Annotated in this window: 1 protein-coding gene and 1 pseudogene; both read left to right on the top strand. The window is 59.0% G+C overall.

Going from position 1 to position 2,672, the window contains the following annotated elements; all coding sequences use genetic code 11:
- Positions 1 to 1,378 (top strand): annotated as a pseudogene (locus D3222_RS24155) (DNA primase); the annotation flags it as partial.
- On the top strand, positions 1,365 to 2,495 hold the full coding sequence (gene xerC, locus D3222_RS24150) for a site-specific tyrosine recombinase XerC (protein ID WP_118988314.1): 1,131 nt from the start codon (positions 1,365 to 1,367) through the stop codon (positions 2,493 to 2,495). The pseudogene D3222_RS24155 and the gene xerC, both read left to right, overlap by 14 nt.
- Positions 2,496 to 2,672: the final 177 nt, after the last annotated feature.

Below are 2,672 nucleotides of genomic sequence, written 5' to 3'. Positions count from 1 at the left end.
CTGCGGGGTGGTCGGCGAATCCACCAATCTGCTGACCGGGTATCTGGCGGCGGTCTCGCGCAAACTGGATAAACCGCTGGCCGTGTTAATCCAGAGCAGCAGCGCGGCGGGGAAATCCTCCCTGATGGACGCCGTGCTGAACCTGATGCCGGAAGAGGAGCGTATCCAGTACTCGGCGATGACCGGACAGAGCCTGTACTATCTGGGGGAAACCAGCCTGCAACACAAGATACTGGCTATCGCCGAAGAAGAAGGCGTGCGGCAGGCGGCCTATGCCCTGAAACTGTTGCAGTCGGACGGCGAGCTAAAAATCGCCAGTACCGGCAAGAACGAACAAAGCGGCGAGCTGGTGACACGGGAATACAAAGTCCAGGGACCGGTCATGCTGATGTTAACGACCACGGCCATTGATGTGGATGAAGAGCTGCTGAACCGCTGTCTGGTGCTGACAGTCAACGAATCGCGCGAGCAGACGCAGGCCATCCACGCGATGCAGCGGCACCGTCAGACGCTAGAAGGGTTGCTGGCTGACTCGGAGAAAGGCTATCTGACTCAACTGCACCAGAACGCCCAGCGCCTGTTAAGGCCGCTGAAAGTGGTCAATCCTTACGCCCATCAACTGACGTTCCTGTCAGACAAAACCCGGATGCGGCGCGACCACATGAAATACCTSACCTTGATACAGGCCATTGCGTTGCTGCACCAGTACCAGCGGGAGGTGAAGAAAACGACCCATCGCGGGCAAGTGATTGAATATATCGAGGTCACGAAAGCGGACATTGCTCTGGCCAACCGGCTGGCGCATGAGGTGCTGGGTCGCACGCTGGATGAAATGCCGCCGCAGACCCGCAAGCTGTTGCTGCTGATACAGGAGATGGTCGGCCACATCGCGCAGCGCCAGCACTGCCAGCCAAACGAAGTGCGCTTTACCCGGCGGGATATCCGCGCCTTTACCCACTGGAGCGACAGCCAGCTCAAAAACCACTGTCAACGGCTGACGGAAATGGAATACCTGCTGTTGCACGGCGGCAGCCGGGGGCACCTGCTGCATTATGAACTGCTGTGGGACGGGGAAGACAACGGTGCAGCCCACCTGTGCGGCCTGCTGGATGTCGGAGAACCGGACTCAGAAACCGCCGGCAGTGAAYGCAAGTCTGACGTGGAAGCAGATAAGTCTGCCTCAAGTCTGGGGCAAGTCCGGCCAAAGTCTGAGGAAGAAAAACCCGCATCAGCCCGGACAGCACAAGGGCTGGATAGTGCGCAAGTCCGGGCAGATGAAAACGCAATAATTAGAGGCAAAAATAAAMTGGCCCCGCCGCCCGCGGCCTCAGCCRCTCATCCCCCCTCTGAAACGGAGATAAATCATGGCAAACCGTAAACCCCGCAGGGGAAGCCTGCTGACAGTAGATGAAGTGTACCGCAAACCTGTGGGGCCGGCGCACGACCCGAAGAGCCTGTATGCGTTGTTGCTGCGCTTTGTGGTGTGGCGGCAGGAACGTAACTGGTCGGAAAGCACGCTGAAAGTACAGACGCACCATACTTACCACTTTATCCTGTGGGCCACCGAGCGCGGCTTATACTACGCAGCGGATATCACSCGGCCGATACTGGAACGTTACCAGCGTTATCTGTATCAGTACCGCAAGACCAACGGTGAGCCGTTAAGCACCCGGACGCAACGTACCCAGCTGGAGCCGTTGAAAGTGTGGTTCAAATGGCTGACGAAACAGCATCTGATACTGGCGAACCCGGCGGCGGACCTTGAGCTCCCCAGACTGGAAAAGCACCTGCCGCGCTATATCCTGACCATCGATGAAACCGAACAGATACTGGCGCAGCCTGACCTGACGACGTTGCAGGGGGTACGCGACCGGGCGTTGATGGAGTTGCTCTGGTCAACCGGGATGCGTCGGGGCGAATTAACCCGGCTGGATGTGTACAGCGTTGACGGAAAACGCAAAACGGTGACCATCCGGCAGGGCAAGGGGAATAAAGACCGGGTGTTGCCCCTCGGCGAACGGGCCTTAAGCTGGCTACAGCGCTATCAGCGACAGGTGCGGCCACAACTTATCGTCAATCCTGACGTCAAGGCATTATTCGTCGCAATGGATGGTCTGGATGGCTTACAGGCCAACGGTATCAGCAATCTGGTGACAGCTTATATCAACGCGGTGGGTATTGAGAAAAAAGGGGCCTGTCACCTGTTCCGGCACGCGATGGCGACCCAGATGCTGGAGAACGGGGCAGACCTGCGCTGGATACAGGCAATGCTGGGGCATGCCAGCGTGGAATCAACCCAGGTGTATACACAGGTCTCTATCCGGGCCTTACAAGCGGTGCACGCCAGTACGCATCCGGCGGAGCAGATGGCAGACGAAAAAGCCGGCGACGCCGATGAGGTGGGTTTACTGGCCGACCTGTACGCCGAAGCTGACGCCGGCACAGACATGCCGCCGAACGGTTCGGCACCGACCTCAATCCCCGATACCCGCTGACCGCCCGCCCCCGTTGAGTCGGGCGGGTGCGGTGTGAGGGCAGACCGTGGCCGGACTGCCCGTTAGCCTCGGCGCACGCGGGGGTAAATAGTCGTCAGGCGGCCCAACCGCTGGCGTCCCCATTAACCCGGAACAGGCCGCCCAACGCCTATTGAACATAATGCGGGGGAATTATAC

It is taken from the genome of Photorhabdus sp. CRCIA-P01 (assembly GCF_003545805.1).
Classification (GTDB): Bacteria; Pseudomonadota; Gammaproteobacteria; order Enterobacterales; family Enterobacteriaceae; genus Photorhabdus; species Photorhabdus antumapuensis.
Note: the sequence above shows the minus strand (reverse complement) of the source record. Positions and strands in the feature narration are given on the sequence as shown.